Origin of the sequence: Streptomyces sp. (assembly GCF_050698815.1) — a bacterium.
Taxonomy (GTDB): Bacteria; Actinomycetota; Actinomycetes; order Streptomycetales; family Streptomycetaceae; genus Streptomyces.
In genome coordinates this window covers 1-4,479 of sequence record NZ_JBOHCV010000655.1, presented here as the reverse complement: position 1 = coordinate 4,479, position 4,479 = coordinate 1, and the positions used below count along the sequence as shown (strand labels likewise).

General features: G+C 70.8%; 5 protein-coding genes and 1 pseudogene. 2 read left to right on the top strand and 4 right to left on the bottom strand.

Annotated features, from left to right (window positions below; all coding sequences use genetic code 11):
- Positions 1 to 642, bottom strand: a pseudogene (locus tag ACRDP3_RS23545) (sugar transferase); the annotation flags it as partial.
- Between the two features lie 398 nt (positions 643 to 1,040).
- On the opposite strand from ACRDP3_RS23545, the gene ACRDP3_RS23540 reads away from it, so the two are divergent.
- Positions 1,041 to 1,445: an SH3 domain-containing protein gene (locus ACRDP3_RS23540; protein WP_431519002.1), complete on the top strand. Its 405-nt coding sequence runs from the start codon at positions 1,041 to 1,043 to the stop codon at positions 1,443 to 1,445.
- 44 nt (positions 1,446 to 1,489) lie between these two features.
- Here ACRDP3_RS23540 and ACRDP3_RS23535 read toward each other — a convergent pair whose 3' ends face one another.
- Together ACRDP3_RS23535 and map are read right to left on the bottom strand one after the other, a co-directional pair.
- Positions 1,490 to 2,158, bottom strand: coding sequence for a heme oxygenase (biliverdin-producing) (locus tag ACRDP3_RS23535; protein WP_431519001.1), 669 nt, complete (start codon positions 2,156 to 2,158; stop codon positions 1,490 to 1,492).
- A gap of 60 nt (positions 2,159 to 2,218) precedes the next feature.
- Entirely contained in the window at positions 2,219 to 3,076 is an 858-nt protein-coding gene (map, locus tag ACRDP3_RS23530) for a type I methionyl aminopeptidase (RefSeq protein ID WP_431519000.1), read from the bottom strand.
- A 52-nt stretch (positions 3,077 to 3,128) separates the two neighbouring features.
- Here map and ACRDP3_RS23525 point away from each other — a divergent pair, with 52 nt between their 5' ends.
- Positions 3,129 to 3,368 (top strand): hypothetical protein, encoded by a 240-nt coding sequence (locus ACRDP3_RS23525; RefSeq protein WP_431518999.1) that lies wholly within the window; start codon positions 3,129 to 3,131, stop codon positions 3,366 to 3,368.
- A 19-nt stretch (positions 3,369 to 3,387) separates the two neighbouring features.
- Here the strand turns inward: ACRDP3_RS23525 and ACRDP3_RS23520 are convergent, their stop codons facing one another.
- Positions 3,388 to 4,413, bottom strand: coding sequence for a hydroxyacid dehydrogenase (locus ACRDP3_RS23520; protein ID WP_431519003.1), 1,026 nt, complete (start codon positions 4,411 to 4,413; stop codon positions 3,388 to 3,390).
- Positions 4,414 to 4,479: the final 66 nt, after the last annotated feature.

Genomic DNA, 4,479 nt, shown 5'->3' with positions numbered 1-4,479 from the left:
CTCCAGCACCGCGGCACCGTCCGCGGTCGGCAGCGCCCCCGCCGCGTCCAGCCGCCCGGCCTCGGGTATCCCGCCGCTCAGCGGGGTGGTGCCCACCGGCATCGCGCCGATCACCACGTACGCGTGGTCCGTACGGGCGGCGAGCTGCTCGACCACCTGACCGGCCGGTCCCGCCTCACCGATCACCAGTACCCGGCGCACGGCCTGCGCCACGCGCCGTCGGGCCGTCAGGTCACGGTGCGTCAGGGCCCGGTAGGCGCCGGTCAGCAGGGGCGCGGAGGCGATCGCGGCCAGGGCGTACGCCGGGGCGGGGTACACCCCGCTGACGACCTGGACCACCGCCAGCACGCCCGCCAGGGTCAGCCAGTCGTGCAGAGTCGAGAGCAGCCCGCGGGACTCGCCCACCAGCCGAAGCGTGTACCGCTGGTGTACGGCCTGCACGCCCAGCCAGGCCGCCGAAGCGAGCAGTGCCGCCCACACCGGATGCGGTTGTCCGCCGGCGGTGAAGACGAGGAAGACGGGTACACCGGTGCCGAGCGCGTCGACGGCCATCGCACCAGGCGTGTACCAGCGTGCTTTGTCCCCGAAGGTGTACTTCCGTGCCGGAGGCACGGGGTGCAGGGCCATCATGCGGGCAGACATGCCCGCACTGGTGACCGACGCCGGATCGTGCCGCATCAACCCCCCAGGTACGCGGAATCCCAGCAGCACAACGGCACCTCCCCAAGTGCCGTGCTGACTGACGAGCTGACTTTAGGCTATCCATCCCGGTTCGGTCGCTGTTCATCCACATTTTCTCCGAAAGTGAGGACAAGGGTGTCCACGGTTGTCTGTCAGGGGACGTAGTTTCCGCAGGAGAAATCCGGCCGGACCGCGTGTCGCGAGGAGCAAAGGACATGCACCTCATCATTGGTGCATAAACTCGGGCATAACGTCCCAGTACCGTGATCCCGGCGTGCGGCTGTCCGCTGAGAGCGCGTCCCCCTGACGCCGTTCGAGGAGCCCCACCCGCTCACGGCCTACGGAAAGGAGGCAGCTGCATGGCTGCCACTACTGCTCGTCGCGCCCGGATCGCCGCCACGGTTTCCGCCGTCCTTCTGAGCGGTTCGCTCCTGGGGGCCTCCGCTGCCGAGGCAAGTACCGCCGCCTATCCGCCGCACCGCCCGTTCGGCACCGTCACCGCCAAGTCGGGCCTGAACGTCCGGCAGTACCCGAGCACCGACTCCTCAGTGCTCTTTGTGCTTCCCTTCCGCGCGCAGCGCGGTCTGGACTGCAAGGTCCGCGCCCAGAACATCGAGGGCAACACCCTGTGGTACAAGCTGCGGAACAAGGAGGCATGGGTGACCGCCCGTTTCATGGACAACACCGGGTTCGTGCCCTTCTGCAAGGACGTGCACCCCACGGCCGCGAGCAGCAGCATGAAGTCGCAAGAGGCGATGGGCTGATACGGGCTGATGAGGCGGGCGCGCGGCTGACGTCGGCGGCCGCCTCAGCGGCCGGCCGGCCGAGGGGCTGCCAGCTCCTCGAAGACGGCTGTGTTCAGCGTGAAGGCGCGCCTGCATTCGCCGACGATGCGCTGCTTCTCCTCGTCGTCGGCCGGGACCGCGTCCAGCAGTTCGCGGTACCCCCGCTTGAAGGTGGCGGGGTTCGGGATGTCCTCGAAGACATAGAACCGGACCCCGTCGCCCTTGTGTGTGAAGCCCCACGTCTTCTCCGCCGTGGCCCGGATGACCTGGCCCCCGGAGAGGTCGCCGAGATAGCGGGTGTAGTGATGGGCGACGTATCCGCCGGGCCAGTCACGCGTCACCTCGGCGATCCGCTCGGCGTAGCGGGCCGTCGCGGGGAGCGGGACCGCGGTCGTACGCCAGTCGGAAGGGCCCTGCAGATGGTCGAGGTCGCGCTCCAGCGCCGACAGCCGGAACAGCTCCCGCCGTACGAACGGCCCCGCGACCGGGTCGTCGGCGAGCTTGTCCACGGCCTCCTCCAGGGCCCGGTAGACGAACCACAGTTGCTCGGTGTAGCGCGCGTACGCCGCCCTGCCGAGCCCGCCGCGGAGCATGTCACTCATGAACGACGAGTTCTCCGCCTCGGTGTGCTGCGCACGGGAGGCGTCCCGGATGACGGCGGAGAAGGGCTGTGCCGAGCGCGGTGGGGTCATGTGCTCATTCTTTACCGACGAACTGTCGGCAAAACGTCGGACCACTTGCGGGGACGGAGATCAGGGCAGGGTCAGGATGTCCGCGCCGCTCTCGGTCACCACCAGCGTGTGCTCGAACTGTGCCGTGCGCTCGCGGTCCTTGGTGACGACCGTCCAGCCGTCCTCCCACATGTCCCACTCGTAGGTGCCCAGCGTCAGCATCGGCTCGATGGTGAAGGTCATCCCGGGCCTCATCACGCTCGTCGCCCGCTCGTCGTCGTAGTGCGGGATGATCAGGCCGGAGTGGAACGAGGTGTTGATGCCGTGGCCGGTGAAGTCGCGGACGACGCCGTACCCGAACCGCTTGGCGTAGGACTCGATGACGCGGCCGATCACGTTGATCTGACGGCCCGGCCGCACGGCCTTGACCGCCCGGTTGAGCGCTTCGCGGGTGCGCTCGACCAGCAGCCGGGAGCTCTCGTCGACGTCGCCGCACAGATACGTGGCGTTGTTGTCGCCGTGCACACCGCCGATGAACGCGGTCACGTCCAGATTCACGATGTCGCCGTCGCGCAGCAGGGTGGAGTCCGGGATGCCGTGGCAGATGACCTCGTTGACCGACGTGCACAGCGACTTCGGGAACCGCCGGTACCCCAGCGTGGAGGGGTAGGCACCGTGGTCGCACATGTACGCGTGCGCGACCTCGTCCAGCTTGTCCGTGGTGACGCCCGGGGCGATGTGCCGTGCGGCCTCCGCCAGGGCGCGCGCGGCGATACGGCCGGCCGTCCGCATCTTCTCGAGGGTCTCGGCGTCCTGCACCTCGGGCCCGGTGTACGGCGCGGGCGCGTCCTTGCCGACGTACTCGGGACGGGGGATCGACGCGGGGACGGTGCGATGCGGAGAGAGTTCGCCGGGGACGAGCAGTGACTGGCCAGACATGTGCGCGAGTCTAGCCGTGGCGCGTGAAGTGCTCAGGGGGGAGCATGACCGTATGGCTCTCTTCAAGCGCAAGACCGCCGGCAAGGCCGGCGAGTGGTACTACTGCCTCCACCACGACAAGGTCGAGGAGGGTCCGGAGTGCCCGGCCAAGGACCGCTTCGGCCCCTACGGCACCCAGGCGGAGGCCGCCCGCGCCATGGAGACGGCACAGGAGCGCAACGCCGAGTGGGAGAACGACCCCCGCTGGCACGACTCGTCCTCGCGCGGCGAGGGCGGCGGCACGAGCGGTTAGCCCTGCCGGTCAGGCGCGGTCAGGCGCGGAACGGCATGCCCTCGCGCCGTACGGGGTGGGCGAAGCCCGCGCCGGAGGCCCAGCGGGCGACCTCGGTGACCGTCAGGTCGGCGAGGCGGCGCAGCTCGTTGCCCTGCGAGCCGGCGATGTGCGGGGTGATGAGGGCGTTCTCGCAAGTCCACAGCGGATGGCCGGGCGGCAGCACCTCGGGCTCCGTGACGTCCAGCACCGCCCGGATCCGGCCCGCCAGCACGGCGTCGGTGAGCGCTTCCTGGTCGAGGAGGGCGCCGCGCGCGGTGTTGATGAGGGTGGCGTCCGGCCGCAGCGCCGCGAGCAGGTCGCGGCTGACCAGGCCACGGGTCGCGGGCAGCAGCGGCGTGTGGACGCTCACCACGTCACTGGCCGCGAAGAGTTCGGGCAGCGTCGCCGCCCGTACGCCCAGGGCCGTGGCCTCCTCGGCGGTGACGTACGGGTCGTACAGCAGCACCTCCAGGTCGTACGGGCGCAGCAGTTCGATGACCCGGCGTCCGATCAGGGAGGCGCTGAGGATCCCCACGGTGCGCCGGTAGTTGCCCATGCCGGGGCGGTCGTGGAGCCAGTCGGCGCGGGCGCGGTCGGCGCGATAGGCGCGGGCCGTCTCCAGCACCCGCTTGTTGGCGAGCAGGATCATCGCGACCGTGTACTCCGCCACCGGCAGGGCGTTGGCGGCGGCGGCCGAGGAGACCTCGATGCCGCGCTCCCAGCAGGCGTCGGTGATGTGCCCGCGTACGGAGCCCGCCGTGTGCGCGACCGCCCGCAGCCGTGGGGCCGCGGCGAGCGCCGCCCCGTCCAGCGGTGGGCAGCCCCAGCCGGTGATCAGCAGCTCCGTGCCGGCCAGTACCCGGCGGGCCCGGTCGGTGGCGAGGTCGTCGAGCGCCGGGGGCGGCGCCAGTTCGGTGTGCTCGGCGAGCGCGGTGAGGTACTCCGGCGTGAGGATCCGCTCGGCCGCCTCGGGGTTCATGGCGAGGGCGGCGTGCGGCCGGCCGCCGGTCCGCAGCGTCACCATCGGGTGGGCGGGGGAGCGGTGAGCTGGTCGGCGAGGCGCGCGAGCCGGTCGCGGAAGCGTCCGGGC